At 71.9% G+C, this 19,326-nt stretch carries 19 protein-coding genes; 6 read left to right on the top strand and 13 right to left on the bottom strand.

Translation table 11 applies throughout. The annotated features are described in order from the left end of the window. Positions 1-23 precede the first annotated feature (23 nt). The 8 genes from hisF to hisD are packed head-to-tail and all read right to left on the bottom strand — an operon-like array spanning position 24 to position 5,790. On the bottom strand, positions 24-779 hold the full coding sequence (gene hisF, locus OHA37_RS28965; RefSeq protein WP_266909499.1) for an imidazole glycerol phosphate synthase subunit HisF: 756 nt from the start codon (positions 777-779) through the stop codon (positions 24-26). Then, entirely contained in the window at positions 776-1,192 is a 417-nt protein-coding gene (locus OHA37_RS28960) for a RidA family protein (protein WP_266909498.1), read from the bottom strand. Before OHA37_RS28960 ends, hisF begins: the two co-directional genes overlap by 4 nt. Continuing rightward, complete coding sequence (gene priA / locus OHA37_RS28955) at positions 1,189-1,923, bottom strand: bifunctional 1-(5-phosphoribosyl)-5-((5-phosphoribosylamino)methylideneamino)imidazole-4-carboxamide isomerase/phosphoribosylanthranilate isomerase PriA (protein WP_266877054.1); 735 nt, start codon at positions 1,921-1,923, stop codon at positions 1,189-1,191. Before priA ends, OHA37_RS28960 begins: the two co-directional genes overlap by 4 nt. Continuing rightward, a complete protein-coding gene (hisH, locus tag OHA37_RS28950; protein WP_266909497.1) occupies positions 1,923-2,573 on the bottom strand; it encodes an imidazole glycerol phosphate synthase subunit HisH in 651 nt (216 codons plus the stop codon). The genes priA and hisH overlap by 1 nt, the downstream gene beginning before the upstream one ends. Continuing rightward, complete coding sequence (locus OHA37_RS28945; RefSeq protein ID WP_266909496.1) at positions 2,570-2,737, bottom strand: hypothetical protein; 168 nt, start codon at positions 2,735-2,737, stop codon at positions 2,570-2,572. The genes hisH and OHA37_RS28945 overlap by 4 nt, the downstream gene beginning before the upstream one ends. Before the next feature lies 1 nt (position 2,738). Beyond that, positions 2,739-3,332: an imidazoleglycerol-phosphate dehydratase HisB gene (gene hisB, locus OHA37_RS28940; RefSeq protein WP_215035049.1), complete on the bottom strand. Its 594-nt coding sequence runs from the start codon at positions 3,330-3,332 to the stop codon at positions 2,739-2,741. Continuing rightward, entirely contained in the window at positions 3,329-4,471 is a 1,143-nt protein-coding gene (locus tag OHA37_RS28935) for a histidinol-phosphate transaminase (protein WP_266909495.1), read from the bottom strand. Before OHA37_RS28935 ends, hisB begins: the two co-directional genes overlap by 4 nt. Beyond that, positions 4,468-5,790, bottom strand: a complete 1,323-nt coding sequence (gene hisD, locus OHA37_RS28930) for a histidinol dehydrogenase (protein ID WP_266909494.1) — start codon at positions 5,788-5,790, stop codon at positions 4,468-4,470. The genes OHA37_RS28935 and hisD overlap by 4 nt, the downstream gene beginning before the upstream one ends. A gap of 182 nt (positions 5,791-5,972) precedes the next feature. Between hisD and OHA37_RS28925 the strand changes: the two genes are divergently transcribed. From OHA37_RS28925 to ybaK, 3 genes are read left to right on the top strand one after another with little or no spacing between them, the layout of a single operon-like run. Beyond that, the gene (locus OHA37_RS28925; RefSeq protein WP_266909493.1) at positions 5,973-7,577 is read left to right on the top strand and encodes an oxidoreductase; all 1,605 of its coding nucleotides are present in this window, start codon (positions 5,973-5,975) and stop codon (positions 7,575-7,577) included. Between the two features lie 34 nt (positions 7,578-7,611). Further along, positions 7,612-8,349, top strand: coding sequence for an LON peptidase substrate-binding domain-containing protein (locus OHA37_RS28920; protein ID WP_266909492.1), 738 nt, complete (start codon positions 7,612-7,614; stop codon positions 8,347-8,349). A 10-nt stretch (positions 8,350-8,359) separates the two neighbouring features. Next, complete coding sequence (gene ybaK, locus OHA37_RS28915; protein WP_266909491.1) at positions 8,360-8,848, top strand: Cys-tRNA(Pro) deacylase; 489 nt, start codon at positions 8,360-8,362, stop codon at positions 8,846-8,848. A 134-nt stretch (positions 8,849-8,982) separates the two neighbouring features. Here the strand turns inward: ybaK and OHA37_RS28910 are convergent, their stop codons facing one another. Genes OHA37_RS28910 through OHA37_RS28895 form a run of 4 tightly spaced genes read right to left on the bottom strand, consistent with a single transcriptional unit; the run spans position 8,983 to position 13,023 of the window. Beyond that, complete coding sequence (locus OHA37_RS28910) at positions 8,983-9,675, bottom strand: hypothetical protein (RefSeq protein WP_266909490.1); 693 nt, start codon at positions 9,673-9,675, stop codon at positions 8,983-8,985. Between the two features lie 51 nt (positions 9,676-9,726). Further along, positions 9,727-10,584 (bottom strand): ABC transporter permease, encoded by an 858-nt coding sequence (locus OHA37_RS28905; protein WP_443046335.1) that lies wholly within the window; start codon positions 10,582-10,584, stop codon positions 9,727-9,729. Positions 10,585-10,628: 44 nt separating this feature from the next. Then, positions 10,629-11,666: an ABC transporter ATP-binding protein gene (locus tag OHA37_RS28900; RefSeq protein ID WP_443046228.1), complete on the bottom strand. Its 1,038-nt coding sequence runs from the start codon at positions 11,664-11,666 to the stop codon at positions 10,629-10,631. A gap of 28 nt (positions 11,667-11,694) precedes the next feature. After that, positions 11,695-13,023, bottom strand: a complete 1,329-nt coding sequence (locus OHA37_RS28895; protein WP_443046227.1) for an NYN domain-containing protein — start codon at positions 13,021-13,023, stop codon at positions 11,695-11,697. A 232-nt stretch (positions 13,024-13,255) separates the two neighbouring features. Between OHA37_RS28895 and OHA37_RS28890 the strand changes: the two genes are divergently transcribed. Continuing rightward, positions 13,256-13,426: a hypothetical protein gene (locus OHA37_RS28890; RefSeq protein WP_266909487.1), complete on the top strand. Its 171-nt coding sequence runs from the start codon at positions 13,256-13,258 to the stop codon at positions 13,424-13,426. Positions 13,427-13,520: 94 nt separating this feature from the next. On the opposite strand, the gene dnaE is transcribed toward OHA37_RS28890, so the two are convergent. Then, positions 13,521-17,066 carry a DNA polymerase III subunit alpha gene (dnaE, locus tag OHA37_RS28885; protein ID WP_266909486.1) on the bottom strand — a complete coding sequence of 1,182 codons (3,546 nt, stop codon included), beginning with the start codon at positions 17,064-17,066 and terminating at the stop codon, positions 13,521-13,523. A 171-nt stretch (positions 17,067-17,237) separates the two neighbouring features. Here dnaE and OHA37_RS28880 point away from each other — a divergent pair, with 171 nt between their 5' ends. Next, positions 17,238-18,563, top strand: a complete 1,326-nt coding sequence (locus OHA37_RS28880; protein ID WP_266909485.1) for a DUF2252 domain-containing protein — start codon at positions 17,238-17,240, stop codon at positions 18,561-18,563. 50 nt (positions 18,564-18,613) lie between these two features. Next, a complete protein-coding gene (locus tag OHA37_RS28875; RefSeq protein ID WP_266909484.1) occupies positions 18,614-19,303 on the top strand; it encodes a hypothetical protein in 690 nt (229 codons plus the stop codon). Positions 19,304-19,326: the final 23 nt, after the last annotated feature.

The following is a 19,326-nucleotide window of genomic DNA, read 5'->3' as shown; positions in this document are numbered from 1 at the left end:
CCCCCCACGGGCGAAAGCCGGCCTCAGCGGACCGGGTGGCCCGCTTCCCTCAGCGCGTCCTTGACCTGGCCGATGCGCAGGTCTCCGAAGTGGAACACCGACGCCGCGAGCACCGCGTCGGCGCCCGCCGCGATCGCCGGCGGGAAGTGCGCGAGCTTGCCCGCGCCGCCCGAGGCGATCACCGGGACCGTGACGTGCTTGCGCACGGCCGCGATCATCTCGGTGTCGTAGCCGTCCTTGGTACCGTCCGCGTCCATCGAGTTCAACAGGATTTCCCCGGCGCCCAGCTCGGCCGCCCGGTGCGCCCACTCGACGGCGTCGATGCCGGCGCTCTGCCGGCCGCCGTGGGTGGTCACCTCGAAGGAACCGGAGGCGGTGCGGCGGGCGTCGACCGACAGGACGAGCACCTGACGGCCGAAGCGCTCGGCGATCTCCTGGATGAGCTCGGGCCGGGCGATGGCGGCGGTGTTGACGCCGACCTTGTCGGCGCCGGCCCGCAGCAGCTTGTCCACGTCGTCGGCGGTGCGGACGCCGCCGCCCACGGTCAGCGGGATGAAGACCTGCTCGGCGGTGCGGCGCACCACGTCGTAGGTGGTCTCCCGGTTCCCGGAGGACGCGGTGATGTCGAGGAAGGTCAGCTCGTCGGCGCCTTCGGCGTCGTAGAGCTTGGCCATCTCGACCGGGTCGCCGGCGTCGCGCAGGTTCTGGAAGTTGACGCCCTTGACCACGCGGCCGTTGTCCACGTCCAGGCAGGGGATCACCCGTACGGCGAGGGTCATGCCGAGCCTCCCGCGACGGGGCCGAAGGCCTCGACCTCCACCTCGACGACCATGCTCGGGTCCACGAACCCGTTGACGATGATCAGCGTCGAGGCGGGGCGGATCTTGTCGAAGAGCTCGCTGTGGGCGCGGCCGACCTCGTCCACGTCACGGGCGTGCGTGAGGTAGAGCCGGGTGCGGACCACGTGCTCGGGGCCGAGCCCGGCCTGCTCCAGCGCCTTGAAGGCCACGCTGAAGGCCTTCTTGGTCTGGTCGTACGGGCCGCCCGCGTCGGCCCCGGTGCAGCCGGAGACCAGGACCAGCCCATGGGGGAGCTGGACGGCGCGGGAGTAGCCGAGTACGTCCTCGTAGGCGCCGCCGGAGGAGATGCGTCGGACGTCGGAACTGTTCGCGGAACCGTTCTCGGAACTCATGCGGAGACCACCTTCAGGGCTTCTTCGAGCGTGAACGCCTTGGCGTACAGGGCCTTGCCTACGATGGCGCCCTCGACGCCGGCCCCGACGAGCCCGGCCAGTGCGCGCAGGTCGTCGAGGGAGGAGATGCCGCCGGAGGCCACGACGGGCCGGTCGGTGGCGGCGCAGACGTTCTTCAGCAGCTCCAGGTTGGGGCCGGTGAGGGTGCCGTCCTTGCCGATGTCGGTGACGACGTAGCGGGCGCAGCCCTCGGAGTCCAGGCGCGCGAGGGTCTCGTAGAGGTCCCCGCCCTCGCTGGTCCAGCCGCGGCCCTTGAGGGTGGTGCCGCGTACGTCGAGGCCGACGGCGATCTTGTCGCCGTGCTCGGCGATGGCCTTGGCGGCCCACTCGGGGGTCTCCAGGGCGGCGGTGCCGAGGTTGACGCGGGTGCAGCCGGTGGCGAGGGCCGCGGCGAGCGAGGCGTCGTCGCGGATGCCGCCGGACAGCTCGACCTTGATGTCCATGGCGCCGGTGATCTCGGCGACGAGCGCGCGGTTGTCACCGGTGCCGAAGGCGGCGTCCAGGTCGACCAGGTGCAGCCATTCGGCGCCGGCGGACTGCCAGGCGAGGGCGGCCTGGAGCGGGGAGCCGTAGGAGGTCTCGCTGCCGGAGACGCCGTGCACGAGGCGGACGGCCTGGCCGTCGCGGACGTCGACGGCGGGGAGCAGTTCGAGCTTCTTCGACGTCGTCATCACAGGGTCTCGATCCAGTTGGTGAGGAGCTGGGCGCCGGCGTCCCCGGACTTCTCGGGGTGGAACTGGGTGGCCCACAGGGCCCCGTTCTCCACCGCCGCGACGAACCGCTCGCCGTGCGTGGCCCAGGTGACCTTGGGGGCCTTGATCAGCGGGTTGGTGACTTCCAGCGACCAGTCGTGGGCCGCGTAGGAGTGCACGAAGTAGAAGCGGGCGTCCTCGTCCAGGCCGGCGAAGGCCTGGCTGTCGGTCGGCGCGTCCACGGTGTTCCAGCCCATGTGGGGGACGATCGGGGCCTGGAGCGGGCCGACCGTGCCGGGCCACTCGTCCAGTCCCTCGGTCTCCACGCCGTGCTCGATGCCGCGCTCGAAGAGGATCTGCATGCCGACGCAGATGCCCATGACCGGGCGGCCGCCGGAGAGCCGGCGGCCGATGATCCAGTCGCCGCGCGCGTCCTTGAGCCCCTGCATGCAGGCGGAGAAGGCGCCGACACCGGGGACGAGGAGTCCGTCGGCGTCCATGGCCTTGTCGTAGTCGCGGGTGATCTCCACGTCCGCGCCGGCGCGCGCGAGGGCGCGCTCGGCGGAGCGGACGTTGCCGAAGCCGTAGTCGAAGACCACGACCTTCTTGGTGGGGCTGACTGCGCTCATTCCCAAATTCCCTGGATCCGCAGGACTCCGGCGACCAGGCACATCACGGAGCCGATGGCGAGCAGGGCGATGACCGAGGCGGGCATCTCCTGCTTCTTGAAGGAGTAGACGCCTCCGGCCAGGAACAGGCCGAGGACGATCAGGATCGTGTTGAGCCCGTTCACGCTAGAGGGCGCCCTTCGTGGAGGGCAGGATCCCGGCGGCGCGCGGGTCGAACTCGGCGGCGTAGCGCAGGGCCCGGGCCAGCGCCTTGAACTGGCACTCCACGATGTGGTGGGCGTTGCGGCCGTACGGCACGTGGATGTGCAGGGCGATCTGGGCCTGCGCGACGAAGGACTCGAAGATGTGCCGGGTCATCGTCGTGTCGTACGAGCCGATCATCGGCGCCATGTTCTCGGGCTCGGTGTGCACGAGGTACGGGCGGCCCGACAGGTCGACGGTCACCTGGGCGAGGGACTCGTCGAGCGGCACGGTGCAGTTGCCGAAGCGGTAGATGCCGACCTTGTCGCCGAGGGCCTGCTTGAAGGCGGCGCCGAGCGCCAGCGCGCTGTCCTCGATGGTGTGGTGGCTGTCGATGTGCAGGTCGCCCTCGGTCTTGACCGTGAGGTCGAAGAGGCCGTGGCGGCCGAGCTGGTCGAGCATGTGGTCGTAGAAGCCCACGCCCGTCGAGACGTCGACCTTGCCCGTGCCGTCGAGGTTTATCTCGACGAGGACCGAGGTCTCCTTCGTGGTCCGTTCGACCCGTCCGATGCGGCTCATGCGTGCTGCTCCTTCTTCAGTGCGCGAACCGCTTCCAGGAACGCGTCGTTCTCGGCCGGGGTGCCCGCGGTGACCCGCAGCCATCCCGGCACGCCGTTGTCCCGGACCAGGACGCCCTGGTCGAGGATGTTCTGCCAGGCGGTGTGGGAGTTTTCGAACCGGCCGAACTGTACGAAGTTCGAGTCGGAGTCGGTGACCTCGAAGCCGATGCCCCGCAGCTCGGTGACCAGGCGGTCGCGCTCGGCCTTGAGCTGCTCGACGTAGCCGAGCAGGGTGTCGGTGAATTCCAGGGCGGCCAGCGCGGTCGCCTGGGTGACGGCCGACAGGTGGTACGGCAGGCGTACGAGCTGTACGGCGTCGACCACGGCCGGGTGCGCGGCCAGGTAGCCCAGGCGCAGGCCCGCGGCGCCGAAGGCCTTGGACATGGTCCGGGAGACCACCAGGTTCGGGCGGCCCTCGATCAGCGGCAGCAGCGAGTCCCGGTGGCTGAACTCCACGTAGGCCTCGTCCACGACGACCAGGCTGGGCCCGGCCGCCTGCGCGGCCTCGTAGAGGGCCAGGACCGTCTCCGCCCCGACCGCGGTGCCCGTGGGGTTGTTGGGCGAGGTGATGAAGACGACGTTGGGCGCGTGCTCGGCGATCGCCCGCTCGGCCGTCTCCACGTCGATGGTGAAGTCCTCGTTGCGCGGGCCCGAGATCCAGTCGGTCCCGGTGCCGCGCGCGATCAGCGCGTGCATCGAGTACGAGGGCTCGAAGCCGATCGCGGTGCGGCCGGGTCCGCCGAAGGTCTGCAGCAGCTGCTGGAGGACCTCGTTGGAGCCGTTGGCGGCCCAGACGTTCTCCCGCGCGACCGGGTGCTTGCCGGTGCGGGTGAGGTAGGCGGCCAGCTCGGTGCGCAGCTCGACGGCGTCCCGGTCGGGGTACCGGTTGAGGGTGCGGGCGGCCTCGGCGACCCGCTCGGCGATGCGGCTGACCAGTGCCTCGGGTAGCCCGTACGGGTTCTCGTTGGTGTTGAGCTGGACGGGCACGTCCAGCTGCGGGGCGCCGTACGGGGTCTTGCCGCGCAGCTCGTCCCGGATGGGGAGGTCGTCGATGCCGATGACGGCCGCGCCGTCCGCGCTGTCAGTGGTGCGGGTCATGCCTGGGGAACCTTCCACCCGAATCGTGCCTTCAGAGCCGCGCCGTGCGCGGGCAGGTCCTCGGCCTCGGCCAGGGTCACCACGTGGTGGGTGACCTCGGCGAGGGCGTCGCGCGTGTAGTCGACGATGTGGATGCCGCGCAGGAAGGACTGCACGGACAGGCCCGAGGAGTGGCAGGCGCAGCCGCCGGTGGGCAGCACGTGGTTGGAGCCGGCGCAGTAGTCGCCGAGCGAGACCGGGGACCAGGGGCCGACGAAGATCGCGCCGGCGTTGCGCACGCGGGCGGCCCAGGCGGCCGCGTCGGCGGTCTGGATCTCCAGGTGCTCGGCGCCGTACGCGTCGACGACCTTGAGGCCGTCCTCCAGGCTGTCGACCAGCACGATCGCGGACTGGCGGCCGGCCAGCGCGGGCTTGATCCGGTCCTCGATGTGCTTGGTGGCCGCGACCTGCGGTTCCAGCTCCTTCTCGACGGCGGCCGCGAGCTCCGCGGAGTCCGTGACGAGGACGGCGGCGGCCAGCGGGTCGTGCTCGGCCTGGCTGATGAGGTCGGCGGCGACGTGCACCGGGTCGGCCGTGGAGTCGGCGAGGACCGCGATCTCGGTCGGGCCGGCCTCGGTGTCGATGCCGATCTTGCCGGTGAAGTAGCGCTTGGCGGCGGCGACCCAGATGTTGCCGGGGCCGGTGACCATGTTCGCGGGGGCGCACTCCTCGGTGCCGTACGCGAACATCGCGACGGCCTGGGCCCCGCCGACCGCGTACACCTCGTCGACACCGAGCAGCGCGCACGCGGCGAGGATCGTCGGGTGCGGCAGCCCGTCGAAGTCGACCTGCGGCGGGGACGCGAGCGCGATGGACTCGACGCCCGCCTCCTGGGCCGGGACGACGTTCATGACGACGGAGGAGGGGTACACCGAGCGGCCGCCCGGGGCGTACAGCCCCACGCGCTCCACCGGAACCCACTTCTCGGTCACCGTGCCGCCGGGGACCACCTGGGTGGTGTGCTCGGACCGGCGCTGGCTGCGGTGCACGATCCGGGCGCGCCGGATCGACTCCTCCAGGGCGGCGCGGACGGCCGGGTCGAGCTCGTCGAGAGCGGTCTTGAGCGCCTCGGCGGGCACCCTGACCTGCTCCAGCTCGACACCGTCGAACTTCTGCGCGTACTCGATCAGCGCCGCCGTTCCACGATGGTGGACGTCCTCGCAGATGGGCCGCACCTTCTCCAGGGCGGCTTCTACGTCGAACTCGGCACGGGGCAGCAGATCGCGCAGGGCGCCACCCTCGGGGAGGGTGTCGCCGCGCAGGTCGATACGAGAGATCACCTGCCAATTCTCTCAGACCGCTTCGCGCCGCCGTTCGTCCGTATCACTGGCTGATACAGGCCACGGACGTTTCCCGATGTCACGGAGGCCCTCTAGCGTGCAGTTGCGCGCGGCTCGTCCGCGCGTTCAAGCGGGAGGGGCCGCGCGGCGGAGTCCGTGCGTACGAGCGGAGGGGGGCCGCCATGGCCGAAGCACGACCGAACGGGGAACCGGCCGATCTCACCGGCCCCGAGCGGCTCATGTGGGACGCGTACCGGACCGGCAGCGTCTGCGATCTCAGCGCCCGCACCGCCGAGCGGGACGATCCGCACGCCGACCGGGTCTGGGGCCCCGAGCGCAGCGTCCGCGCGGCGGTGGTGGCACTCCTGCTGCTCCACGGGCCGGGCCCGGTGCCGGGCCGGGTGGCCTCCCTGAAGCTGCGCGGCGTGCGGATCACCGGCCGCCTCGACCTCTCCGGTGGCACGGTCACCCCGTACGTGGAGCTCCAGTCCTGCCGCTTCGACGGCGAGGTGCAGCTCTCGGAGACCCGCTTCGGCACGCTGCGCCTGGTCAACTGCGCGATACCCCGGCTGGAGGCGGCCCGCCTGCAGACGGAGGGCGACCTGCACCTGCCGCGCTGCCGGGTGGCGCGCGGGATCCGGCTCACGGACGCGCAGATCGGCACCGACCTGCTGATCAGCGAGGCGGTGGTGCAGCGCGACGCCAAGGGGCGGGCACTGGCCGCCGACGGGATGTCGGTGGCGCAGGACTTCCAGGGCGAGCTGCTGCAGACCTACGGGGAGGTGAGCCTGCGCGGCGCCACGGTCGGCGTGTCGATGAGCCTGCGCGGGGCCCGCCTGAGCAACCCGGCCGGCAAGCGGGCGCTGAACGCCCCGCAGCTCACCGTCGAGCGCACCCTCTACCTCACCTCCATCGCCCTGGACTACACCTCGGGCGACCCCGGTTCAGCCACTCCCCCCTACGGGCAGGGCCACACCCCGCTGCGGGGCGAGCCCGCGCAGCACTTCGAGTGCGTGGGCGGCCTGCGGCTGGACGACGGCCGCTTCGGGGACGCCGTGGACTTCTACGGGGCCCGGTTCACCCTCACGGAGGACCAGGAGGTCGCGCTGCGCCGCATCCACACCCCGGAGCTGCGGTTCGTGGGCGAGCGGCCGGAGCGGGGCCGGGTGGTGCTGTCGGGCTCGCGGGTGGTCAAGCTCGTGGACACGGCCGCCAGCTGGCCGGCCCGCCCGGGCCGGCTGTCCATCGAGGGCTTCGCCTACGAGAACCTGGCGCCCCGGGGCCTCTTCCCGCCGGCCCGCCGGCTGGAGTGGGTCGAGGCGGCCACCCCCGAGTACTCCCCGGAACCGTACGAGCGGCTCGCCGCGGTCCTGCGGGCCTCCGGGGAGGACGCGGACGCCCGCGAGGTGCTGGTGGCCAAACAGCGGCGCCGGCGGGCCACGCTGCCGCCGGCGCTGCGCGCGTGGGGGTACCTCCAGGACTGGACGGTGGTCTACGGCTACCGGCCGGGGCGGGCGGCGCTGTGGATGGCCGTGCTGTGGGCGGCCGGGGCCGTGCTCTTCGAGGTGCACGGCGAGCCGCCGCCGCTCAAGGCGCAGGAGCACCCGGACTGGAACTCCGTGCTGTTCGCCCTGGACCTGCTGCTCCCGGTGATCGACCTGGGCCAGCAGGACCAGTGGATTCTGCGGGGCGGCTGGCAGTGGGGCACGGCCGCCCTGGTCATCCTCGGCTGGATCCTGGCGACGACGGTGGCGGCGGGCGCTTCCCGCGTCCTGAGGCGGGGATAACGATCCCCGGGCCACGGCCACTACCCTGTGCCTCGTGACCACCGTTCGCCTGCCCCTCTTCCCGCTGAACTCGGTGCTGTTCCCGGGACTCGTGCTCCCGCTGAACATCTTCGAGGAGCGTTATCGCGCCATGATGCGCGAGCTGCTGAAGGCGGGAGAGGACGAGCCCCGCCGTTTCGCGGTCGTCGCGATCCGCGACGGCCGGGAAGTCGCCCCGACCGCGCCCGGCCTGCCCGACCAGACGGCCGTGCCCGAGCGCGGGCCGGCCGCCGGTTTCGGCGCGGACCCGGTCCAGGCCTTCCACCGGGTGGGCTGCATCGCGGACGCGGCCTCGATCCGGGAGCGGGAGGACGGCAGCTTCGAGGTGATGGCGACCGGCACGGTCCGGGTCCGGCTGCTGTCGGTCGACGCCTCCGGCCCGTTCCTCGTGGCGGAGCTGGAGGAGCTCCCGGAGGACGCGGGCGACGGCGCGGGCGCGCTGGCCGAGGGCGTGCTGCGGGCGTTCCGCACGTACCAGAAGCGGCTGGCGGGAGCCCGCGAGCGGTCCCTGACCGGCATGGACCTCCCCGACGAGCCCTCGGTGGTCTCCTACCTGGTCGCGGCGGCCGCGGTGCTGGACATCCCGGCCAAGCAGCGCCTGCTCCAGGCCCCGGACACGGCGACCCGCCTCGCGGAGGAGCTGAAGCTGCTGCGCGCCGAGACGGCCGTCATCCGCCATCTCCCCTCGCTCCCGGCCGTGGACCTCACGCGCGCGCCGACGAGCCCCAACTGACGAAGGACCCATGGCGAAGAAGAAGCCGGCGGGCACTCCGGCGATCGTGGCCCTGACGGCGGCCGGCGCCGATTTCACCGTGCACGCCTACGAGCACGACCCCGCCCACCCGTCCTACGGCGAGGAGGCGGCCCAGGCCCTCGGGGTCTCCCCCGCGCAGGTCTTCAAGACGCTGCTGGCGGACGTGGACGGCTCCCTGGTGGTCGCGGTGGTCCCGGTCTCGGGCAGCCTCGACCTGAAGGCCCTGGCCGCCGCGGTGGGCGGCAAGCGCGCGGCGATGGCCGATCCGGCCCTGGCGGAACGCACCACGGGCTACGTCCTGGGCGGCATCTCCCCGCTGGGCCAGCGCAAGCGCCTGCGCACGGTCCTGGACGCCTCGGCCTCCGGCTTCCCCACGATCTGCGTCTCGGCGGGCCGCCGCGGCCTGGAGGTCGAGCTCCCGGCGGCCACCCTCACCACCCTGACCGCGGCCACCCTGGCCCCGATCGCCCGCGCGTAACGCCGGCGGGGCCGGATGCATCCAGCCCCGCCGGCGTTTGAGGCGATCTTTTCCGGGTCCGGGCAGAGCCCGGGGAACGGCGGAAGGGCGGGTAGGGGACTTCGCCCCGCAGGGCCCGCCCGTCCCGGCCGGGGCTACGGCCGCGGGGGCTCCGTACCGGACGGGTCCGACGACGGGGACGAGGCCGGGGAGACGGCGGAATCGACGGGGGCCTGGTAATACGCCGAAGGCCACATCGCGAGCTCCGGCGCCGGATCCCGCGTACCCCACAGGGCCGTCAGGCCCAGGTGGACGACGACCGCGGCCATCGGCCAGCCGAGCAGCGCCCCGTGCGCGAGCAACTCCAGCGGGGCCTCGAAGGGGACCCCCTTGCCCGCCTTGCGGGCGGCCGCCACCAGGTCGGAGGACGGGCCCAGCCACAGGCCCACGCGCCAGCCGACCAGCGCGGCGAAGACCGACCCGACCGCGAGCCCGACCACCTGCGCCGCACCCCCGCTCCGGCGCCACAGGAACACCGCCAGCGCGCTCAGCACGCCGAATCCCACCGACAGCAGCAGGAAGGTCGCGTCGGACCCGATGCGGGCCTCGCTCTCGGTGTCCCGCAGGAACACGGCCTCGCCGTTGGAGACGTACTGCACGCGCGGTGCGAGCCAGACCCACAGCAGTCCGAGGAGCACACCGGCCACGCCGATCACGAGGGCGATGGCGGCCCCGTCGCGGATGTCGGACGGGGAGAAGGCGGGCTCGGACGCGGGCGCGGGCGGAGCCGAAGGCGCTTCCGACGGCGGCTGGTCGGGCTTGTCATAAGGGGTCACGGCTTCGGTCACTCCCACATCGTGCCAGGAAGTGTTTGATTTAACGATCGGCGCCGGCGGGCGTCAGCGGACCGCTGCCCGCCGATAGGCCCAGGTCGCGACGGCGAGGGACAGCACCCCCACCCCCGCGCACACGCCGAGGTCGAGGAGGACCGCCGCCCAGTCGGGGTGCGGCTCGAAGGTGCGGGCGAAGGCTTCCACTCCGTACGTGGACGGCAGCAGGTCCCGCGCCCAGACGATGACGTCCGGCATCCGCTCGGGCGGCAGCACGCCCAGCAGCAGGGCCGCGGACATGCCGAGCTGTCCGGCGAGGGTGGCCAGCTCCTGCCGGGGGGCCAGCAGGCCCAGCGCCGCGCCGAGCCCGGCGAGGGCGGCGCCGGCCAGCGGCACCACGGCGGCCAGGATCCACAGGCCGCCCATCGGCAGCCCGAACAGCACGCTGCCGAAGACGGCCGTCACCAGCGTGCCGGGCAGCGTGAAGGAGGCGTACGCGGCGGCCGCGCCCAGCACCACGGACGCGGGCGGCACCGGCAGGGTGGCGTAGTGGTCGAGCCCGCCGCTGGCCCGGAGCTGCCCGAAGTACTGCGCGAGCAGGTTCAGCGCGACGAAGGCGACGACCAGCACGGAGGAACCGGCGACGACGGCCCGCGCCTCGGAGCCCCCGTCGACCACGCCCCGCATCAGGATCATGATCCCGACGGACTGGAAGGTGGCCACGAACAGCAGCGGGATCCGCGAGACCCGCGCGCGGGACAGCTGGGCCCGGTAGACGGCGGCCAGCGCCGGGAAGAACCGGGCGCGGGGTGCCAGCGGCGCGGTGGCGAGCTGTCGGACCGCGTTCGGCGAGGCGGCGCCCTGCCCGGAGGTCGCGGGTGAGGTGGCGGTGGCGGTCAGCACGCCGTTGGTGGGCGTGCCGACCATCGACGCGGCCCCGATCGGCGCGACAGCGCCTGCCGGACGATCGCTCACGACTTCACCAGCCCTTTCATCTTCCCGCCCAGCGCGAGGTACACGTCCTCCAGGCTCGGCGTGGCCAGCGTGAAATCGTCGAGGGCGGCGAAGGCCGGGCCGCCGGTCACCGCGGCCACGGCGGCCCGCGCCTCGTCGGGCCCGAGTCGCAGCACCCAGCGCCGCCCCGTCTCCACTGCGAGCTCGCGCAGCTCCGCGACCTCGGGAAAACCCAGCGGAGCGGACTCGCGCCAGACCAGTTCGAGCCGGACCTCGCCGGACACCCTGGCCTTGAGCCCGCCCGGGGTGTCGCAGGCGATGACCCGGCCCTGGTCGATGACGGCGACCCGGTCGAGGACGGTCTCGGCCTCGATGACGTTGTGGGTGACCAGCAGCACGGTGGCGCCGGTCTCGGCGCGGCGCCGGTCGACGGCTGCCCAGACGGCCCGCCGGGCCACCGGGTCCATGCCGGTCGTGGGCTCGTCGAGCACCAGGACGGGCCGCTCCCCCACCAGTGCGGCGGCGAAGCACGCGAGGCGCCGCTGCCCGCCGGACAGCTTCTTCAGGGGGCGGCCGGCGATCCCGGTGAGCCCGAGTTCTTCCAGTACGGAGTCCCGTGCGGTCCGCGCCTCGCGCAGGCCGAGGCCCCGCAGCCGGCCGGTCGTCTCGGCGGCCAGCGAGACCGTGAGCTCGTCGAGGGCGGTGGATTCCTGGCCGAGGTAGGAGAGCAGCCGGGCCGACCGGTCGGGGTGGCGCACGAGGTCGTGGCCGAGCAGGGTCACCGAGCCGGAGTCGGGCCGCAGCAGGCCGGTGAGCTGGCGGACCAGGGTCGATTTGCCGGCGCCGTTGGGGCCGAGCAGCCCGAAGATCTCGCCGCGCCGCACGTCCAGGGAGATCCCGTCGGTGGCACGGGTCTCGGGCAGGGCCGGGGCCCCGCGCCGTCCACGTACCGCGGGATAGGTCTTGACCAGGTCGCGTACCGCGCAGACCACGTCGGGAGCCGGTCCCGCGGCCCCTGCCGTGTCCGTATCCGCCTGTGCTGTCCCCGTACTCACGAGGGAGCAGCCTACGGGGTTCTGGCCCCTACTCGGCTGCCGGGGCCGCCGGGGCCACCGCGACGGGGGCGCCGACGGGGGCCGGTCCGGCCGGCGATCCGGCGCCGGCCACGTGTTCCGCGGCCGCCCGCACGTCGATCTCGCGCCAGAAGCCGGCCCTGATGGCGTAGCGGTCGTGCTCGTCGATCTGGTCGTCCTTGTGCGCGAGGAGTCCGAACCGGGCGGCGTAGCGCAGCAGCTCGCCGTCGATCCGGTGCGGGATGCGCGGGTACATGGTGGCGAGCTTCTGGAGGTGCACGGTCTCCGGGAGCCGTTCCATCCAGCGCCGGGCGAAGACCTGGCCGACCTCGAAGGGGTCGCCGCCGACGGTGGTGATGTCCTCCTCGCGGTCCGCCCAGCGCTGCTCGGCGGAGGTGAGCTGGGCGAGGGTGGGCAGCGAGGCGGTCTCGGCGGGCTCGCCGAGCGGTCCGCCGCGGTCGATCCACCCCTTGTCGGAGGACCACCGCAGGGCGCTGCCGGCCGGGGCGGCCCCGAGGGCCGGGCCGGGCCCGGGGGCGGGCGCGGCGGTGCCGGGGGCGCGCAGGGCGCCCGCGAGGTCCTTCGGGGTCGGGACGGTCTTGCCGTTGGCGGTGGTGGCCCCGGCGGTGGCCGCCACGCCGCCCTCCTCGGGCTCCACGGGGGCCGGGGGCCGGGTTCCGTTGCCGTTGCCGCGGGCGGCTTCGGCGAGGGCGGCTTCGGGCAGCGGTGCGGAGAGGATGGCGGCGATCTCGGGGCGCGGGGCCGGCGCCGGGGCGCAGAGTCCGGTGAGGTCGCGGGCGCGGACGGCGCGGGTGATCCAGGTGCGGTCCAGGACGCGGCGTTCGTCGGCTTCGGCGACGAGGTCCTCGGACTGGTTGTAGTCGCCGTCGGCGGCTTGGACGGCCCACAGGTGGACGGCGACCCCGTGTTCCTTGGCGGACATCAGGCCGGGCAGCAGGTCGCCGTCGCCGGTGACGAGTACGACGTCCGAGCAGGCCCGGTTGCGGGCGAGCTCGGTGAGCTCGGCGTGCATGGCCGCGTCGACGCCCTTCTGGGCCCAGCGGCCGTCGCTGCGGGTCAGGGCGCCGAGGCGGACGGTGACGCGGGGCATGACGCGCAGTCGCCGGTGCTCGGGCTGGGGCACCCGGTCGGGTGCGCCGTCGAACCAGTAGATCCGCAGGAGCGGCTGCTCGGTGTCGGCTTCGGCGCGTTCGCGCAGGCCCTGGATGAGCGCCGCATGGTCGACGGTGATCCGGGAGCGGGACGGTTCTCCTGCGAGGAGGCTCGCGGCGGCGCCCAGCAGGTAGCCGGCGTCCACCAGGACGACGCAGCGGTCCACGCGTACCACCCTCTTCTTCCCTGGGGGTCCTCTGTGTCTTTCGCGGTTTCCCCGAGTCTGCCCGACGGCAACGGCCTTGACGGCCGGAACTCGATCATCGGCGTGGCGTATCTCTCAGAGTTCCCCGACAGGAGCCCCGACTACGCGCGGTAATGATCCAAAATGCGCCGTTTACGGCGCTGTGTGAGTGTGAAGGCGGCCCTGGCCCCTACACCCCCCACGGAGGCATTCCATGGCCAAGAACAAGAACCGCCAGCAGCCTGCCAAGTCACAGGACCGCTCGGCCGCACAGGATCCGGCGAAGACCTCGATGGAATCCTCGCCCCCGGCCTCCGCCCCGGCGGCCCCGAGTCCGCTGCAGATGGCCGGCAAGAAGAGGGAAAAGAAGTTCGGCCACAACTGACGACTCCCCGCGTACACCGGAAGGCCCGCCCCCGTCGACAGGGGCGGGCCTTCCGGCGTGCGGAGCGGGCAGCGCGTGGGCGGAAAGGGACTGGTCAGCCGGCCAGGCAGGAGGGGCCGAGCAGCACCTTGAGGTCGCCGAAGAGCGCCGGGTCGGGCTTGACCCGGTGCTTGTCGAGCCGGAGCACGGTGGTGGTGCGCGGCCCCTGGAGCTTGATCCGCACCTCGCTGTTGCCCTGGTGGTGGCGCAGGATCTCGCCGAGCCGGGTCACCATCGGCGGGGTGACCTTGACGGTCGGGATGGTGAGGACGACGGGGGCGTTGGTGCCGGCGTTGGAGAGGTCGGGGACCATCATCTCCATGGCGACCAGCCGGGGGACGTCCTCGCGCTTGTCCAGGCGTCCCTTGACGAAGACGACGGTGTCCTCGACCAGCTGGGTGGAGACGAGCTGGTAGGTCGCGGGGAAGAACATGCATTCGATGGAGCCGGCCAGGTCCTCGACGGTGGCGATGGCCCAGGCGTTGCCCTGCTTGGTCATCTTGCGCTGGAGGCCCGAGATGATGCCGCCGATGGTGACGACCGCGCCGTCGCCGTGCTCGCCGCCGGTGAGCTGGGAGATGCCGGCGTCGGTCTTGTCGGAGAGCACGTGCTCCAGGCCGAAGAGCGGGTGGTCGGAGACGTAGAGCCCGAGCATCTCGCGCTCCTGGGCGAGCAGGTAGGCCTTCTCCCACTCGACGTCGGAGAACTCCACGTCGAGGCCGAACCCGGGCTCGTCGCTCGCGCCCTCGTCGCCCATTCCGCCGAAGAGGTCGAACTGGCCCTCGGCCTCCTTGCGCTTGACGGCGACCACGTTGTCGATCATCGGTTCGTGGTGGGCGACCAGGCCCTTGCGGGTGTGGCCCATCTCGTCGAAGGCCCCGGCCTTGATCAGGGACTCGACGGTGCGCTTGTTGCAGACGACCGCTTCGACCTTGTCGAGGAAGTCGGGGAAGGTGGAGTACTTCCCCTTGGCCTTCCTGCTCTTGATGATCGACTCGACGACGTTGGTGCCGACGTTGCGCACGGCGGTGAGGCCGAAGAGGATCACGTCGTCGCCCTGGGCGGCGAAGTTCGCCTCCGACTCGTTCACGTTCGGCGGGAGCACCTTGATGCCCATCCGGCGGCACTCGTTCAGGTAGATCGCGGACTTGTCCTTGTCGTCCTTGACCGAGGTGAGCAGGCCCGCCATGTACTCGGCCGGGAAATTGGCCTTGAGGTAGGCGGTCCAGTAGGAGACCAGGCCGTACGCGGCGGAGTGGGCCTTGTTGAAGGCGTAGCCGGCGAAGGGGACCAGGACGTCCCACAGCGCCTTGATCGCCTGGTCGCTGAAGCCCTTCTCCTTGGCGCCGGCCTCGAAGATGACGAAGTTCTTCGCCAGTTCGTCGGGCTTCTTCTTGCCCATCACGCGGCGCAGGATGTCGGCCTCGCCGAGCGAGTAGCCGGCGATGATCTGGGCGGCCTTCTGGACCTGCTCCTGGTACACGATGAGGCCGTAGGTGACGCCGAGGATCTCCCTGAGCGGCTCCTCCAGCTCCGGGTGGATCGGGGTGATCTCCTGCTGCTTGTTCTTGCGCAGGGCGTAGTTCGTGTGCGAGTTCATGCCCATCGGGCCCGGCCGGTACAGGGCCGAGACGGCGGAGATGTCCTCGAAGTTGTCGGGCTTCATCAGGCGCAGCAGGGAGCGCATGGGCCCGCCGTCGAACTGGAACACGCCGAGGGTGTCGCCGCGGCCGAGCAGTTCGAAGGTCTTGGGGTCGTCGAGCGGCAGGCCGAGGAGATCGAGGTCGATCCCCTTGTTGGCCTTCACCATCTTGACGGCGTCGTCCATGATCGTGAGGTTGCGCAGGCCCAGGAAGTCCATCTTGATCAGGCCGAGCGACTCGCACTGGGGGTAGTCCCACTGCGTGATGGTCACGCCGTCCGTGTGCCGGACCCAGACCGGCGCGTGGTCGACGATCGGCTCGCTGGACATGATCACGCCGGCGGCGTGCACGCCCATCTGGCGGACCAGGCCCTCGACGCCGCGGGCGGTGTCGATGACCTTCTTGACGTCAGGCTCGTTCTCGTACATCGCCCGGATCTCGCCGGCCTCACCGTAGCGCGGGTGCGAGGGGTCGGTGATGCCGTTGAGGTCGATGCCCTTGCCGAGGACGTCGGCGGGCATGGCCTTGGTGAGCCGGTCGCCCATGGCGTACGGGTAGCCGAGGACTCGCGCCGAGTCCTTGATGGCGTTCTTCGCCTTGATCTTTCCGTACGTGCCGATCATGGCGACCTTGTCGTCGCCGTACTTGTCGGTCACGTACCGGATCACTTCGACGCGCCTGCGCTCGTCGAAGTCGATGTCGACATCGGGCATGGAGACGCGCTCGGGGTTCAGGAAGCGCTCGAAGATCAGGCCGTGGGTGATCGGGTCGAGGTCGGTGATGCCCATGGCGTACGCGACGATCGAGCCGGCGGCGGAGCCTCGGCCGGGGCCGACCGCGATGCCCTGCTTCTTGGCCCACATGATGAAGTCGGCGACGACGAGGAAGTAGCCCGGGAACCCCATCTGGATGATGACGTCCAGCTCGTACTCGGCCTGCTTCTGCCGGTCGTCGGGGACGCCTCCGGGGTAGCGGCGGGCCATGCCGCGCCGCACTTCCTCCTTGAACCAGGTGACCTCGGTGAAGCCCTCTTCCGGGATCTCGAACTTCGGCATGAGGTTCTTGGCCTCGAACATGCCGGTGGTGTCGATCTGCTCGGCGACCAGGAGGGTGTTGCGGCAGCCCTCCTGCCAGGCGTCCGAGGAGTCGACGGCGTACATCTCCTCCGTGGACTTCAGGTAGTAGCCGGTGCCGTCGAAGCGGAAGCGGTCCGGGTCGGAGAGGTTCTTGCCGGTCTGGATGCACAGCAGGGCGTCGTGCGCGGCCGACTCGTGGGCGTACGTGTAGTGCGAGTCGTTCGTCACCAGCGGCGGGATGCCGAGCTTCTTGCCGACCTCCAGGAGCCCGTCGCGGACCCGGCGCTCGATCTCGATGCCGTGGTCCATCAGCTCCAGGAAGTAGCGGTCCTTGCCGAAGATGTCCTGGTACTCGGAGGCGGCCTTCAGGGCCTCGTCGAACTGGCCGAGGCGCAGCCTGGTCTGCAGCTCGCCGGAGGGGCAGCCGGTGGAGGCGATCAGGCCCTCCGACCACTGGCTGATGGTCTCCTTGTCCATGCGCGGCCACTTCGTGAGCCAGCCCTCGGCGTACGCGTCGGAGGACAGCCGGAAGAGGTTGTGCAGGCCGGTGGAGTTCGCCGCCCAGATCGTCTTGTGGGTGTAACCACCGGAACCGGAGACGTCGTCGCGCTTCTGGTGGGGCTGGCCCCACTGGATGCGCCGCTTGTTTCGCCGGGACTCGGGGGCGACGTAGGCCTCGATGCCGATGATCGGCGTGACCCCGGCCTTCTTCGCCGTGTGGAAGAAGTCATACGCCCCGTGCAGGTTGCCGTGGTCGGACATGGCGATGTGCGTCATGCCCATCTCGTTGCACGCGTTGAACATGTCCTTCAGCCGCGCGGCACCGTCCAGCAGGGAGTACTGGGTGTGGACGTGCAGGTGCGTGAACGGCGTCTTGGTCACGGTGGGGGCCTCCGGGCGGGGAGAGAGGGGCGGCAGCTATGAATCCTACGTGGCCCGAGTGACAGTTCCCGGGCACCGACGGGTACCTTCGTCCGTTGCAGACCCAAGGACGCGTGTCCGCGGCGCCCGATCAAAAACGCCGATCCACCGCACCACCTGGAGGCACCCGCCATGGCGGTTCCCGAGACGACCGACGAGCAGCGCGCCGAGCAGATACTCGACGTGTTCGACATCGCCTTCGGCGAGCTGATCACCGCCGACCCCGCGGCCTTCCGGGTCAAGTTCCGCAAGATGGCGGCCTCGGCCTTCGCGTTCTACCGGGGCACGGCCTGCCTCTTCTACGCCGACCTGGAGCGCGAGCGGCACGGCGGCCCGTACCTGGACGAGCGCACCGGCCGGGTGTGGATCCACGGCGATCTGCACGCCGAGAACTTCGGCACCTACATGAACGCCCAGGGCCGGCTGGTCTTCAACGTCAACGACTTCGACGAGGCCTACGTCGGCCCCTTCACCTGGGACCTGAAGCGGTTCTCCGCCTCCGTCGCCCTGCTCGGCTACACCAAGGCGCTCAGCGACGACCAGATCAGCGAGCTGGTACGGATCTACGCGGCCGCCTACCGGGAGCGCATCCACGCGCTGGCGACGGGCGCCAAGAACGACGAGGTCCCCGCCTTCACCCTGGACACCGCCGAGGGTCCGCTGCTGGACGCCCTGCGCGACGCCCGCCGCCGCACCCGCTTCTCGCTCCTCGACTCGATGACCGAGATCCGTGACTTCGAGCGCCGCTTCTCCCCCGGCCCCGGGACCATCGAGCTGGACGCGGCCACCCGGTACAAGGTGCTCGCCGCCTTCGACGGGTACCTGGAGACCCTTCCCGACGAGTCCCTGGTCCGCCCGGACTCCTACCGGGTCAAGGACGTGGTGGGCCGCCGGGGCATCGGAATCGGCTCGGCGGGCCTGCCCTCGTACAACATCCTGCTGGAGGGGCACAGCGACGCCCTGGAGAACGACGTCGTGATCTACCTCAAGCAGGCGCAGACCCCGGCCGTGTCCCGCCACGTCACCGACCGCTCGGTGCGCGAGTACTTCCAGCACGAGGGGCACCGCACCGTGATCTCCCAGCGGGCCCTGCAGGCGCACGCCGACCCGTGGCTCGGCTGGACCGAGCTGGACGGGGCCGGGCAGCTGGTCGCGGAGGTCTCCCCGTACGCGGTGGACCTGGACTGGTCGGACCTGGACGACCCGGAGGAGATCGCGGCCGTGGTCGCCGACCTGGGCCGGGCGACGGCGACCATGCACGGCGCGGCGGACGCGCAGGAGAGCGGCCAGACGCTGGTCCCGTTCTCCACCGAGCGGGCCATCGACGCGGCCATCGCCGCCGACGAGGAGGGCTTCGCGGACCTGCTGGTGGACTTCGCGCACGCCTACGGCGCCCGGGCCCGGGCCGACCACCAGATCTTCGTGGACCTCTTCCGCAACGGCCGGATCCTGGCCTAGGCGGGGACCTTCGGCCCGTCCTCACAGGGACGCATGGCACACTCGCGACGATGGACATATCCGGGGTGGGACTCCGAGGGCTGCGGGCCGCGCTGTTCAGCGCGGTCGTCGTGCTGCTCTCGACGGGCTCGCACGTCCTGATGTCCCGGGTGCCGCTGCCTCCCGCCCTGGTGGGAGGGGCCTTCGTCGCGGTCTTCGCGATCGCCTTCGCCCTGGCCGGACGCGAGCGGGGCCTCGGTCACATCGCCGGGCTGCTCGTCCCCCTGGAACTGGCCGCCGACACCGTCCTGACCTCGGGCCAGCACCTTTGCTACGGCCCCGCGGGCGGCCCCGTCTCGGGTCCGCTGCGGGCCATGGGGCTGGCCGACTTCTGCGGCGGCAGCCCGGTGGGCGGGTCACTGGCCGAGGTGGGCGGGCCCGCCGACCCGGCCGCGCTGCTGGCCGCTCCCGGACCGTGGGCCCCCTGGCTGCTGCTGGGGGCGCACGTCTCGGTCGGACTGCTCGCCTCCCTGTGGCTGCACCGCGGGGAGCGGGCCCTCGGCCGGCTGCTGCGCGCCGCGTCCGCCTGCGCCTTCCGGCCGCTGCGGATGGCCTCGGCCCGTGCGGCGCGGATCCTGGCTCCGGTGCGGCGCTCGCCGCGGGCGGCGCTCGCGAGCACGGTGGCCCGTACCCGCTTCCCCGTGCACTCCGTGGGACGGCGGGGACCTCCTCGCGTACCCGGCGCGTTCGCTCGCGCCTGAGGTCCGAGGGCAGTCCCTCCAGT

This window comes from Streptomyces sp. NBC_00335 (genome assembly GCF_036127095.1).
Lineage (GTDB): Bacteria > Actinomycetota > Actinomycetes > Streptomycetales > Streptomycetaceae > Streptomyces.
The sequence above is the reverse complement of the archived record's forward strand: the minus strand, read 5'-3'. Positions and strand labels throughout refer to the sequence as shown.